This window comes from Jiangella rhizosphaerae, from assembly GCF_003579925.1.
GTDB lineage: Bacteria > Actinomycetota > Actinomycetes > Jiangellales > Jiangellaceae > Jiangella > Jiangella rhizosphaerae.
Map to the genome: position 1 here is coordinate 1 of NZ_QUAL01000208.1, position 699 is coordinate 699.

1 protein-coding gene is annotated in these 699 nt (G+C 80.0%); it reads left to right on the forward strand.

Going from position 1 to position 699, the window contains the following annotated elements:
• Positions 1-699: CobD/CbiB family cobalamin biosynthesis protein (locus DY240_RS22475; protein WP_147375446.1), on the forward strand; the 699-nt coding region annotated here is incomplete at both ends.

Here is a 699-nt window from a genome sequence, read left to right on the forward strand (position 1 = left end):
CGGGCTGGCATGGGTGGCCGGCGCGGCGACGGCGTACGGCGCGGGCGTCGCGGTGTCGCGGGTGGCGGCCCGCCTGCCGTCGCGGGTGCGGCCGCTGGTCGTCGGCACGGCGCTGTGGCCGCTGTTCGCGCACCGGATGCTGCTCGACGAGGTCGCGGGCGTCGAGCGGGCGCTCACCGCCGGCGGCGTGGCGGCCGGCCGGGCCGCGGTGGGGCGCATCGTCAGCCGCGACGTGTCCGCGCTGACGCCCGAGGAGATCCGGCAGGCGGCCGTCGAGTCGCTCGGCGAGAACCTGTCCGACTCCGTCGTCGCGCCGCTGTTCTGGTACGCCGTGGGCGGGTTGCCGGCGGCGGCCGTGTACCGGTTCGCGAACACCGCCGACGCCGTGTGGGGCTACCGGACGCCGCGCTGGAACCACGCCGGGCGGGTGGCTGCCCGCGCCGACGACCTGCTCAACCTCGTCCCTGCCCGGGTCACGGGCGTGCTGCTGGCCGGGCGCCGGGTGGCCTGGGGCCGGCTGCGCGCCGAGGCCGCGCTGACCCCGTCGCCGAACGCGGGCTGGCCGATGGCGGCGCTGGCGCTGCGGCTGGGTGTGCGGCTGGCCAAGCCCGGCGTCTACGCGCTCGGCGCGACCGGCACAGCGGCCGGGGCGCCCGACGTCGACGCCGCGCTCCGGCTGGCCCGGCGCCGCGGGTGGGC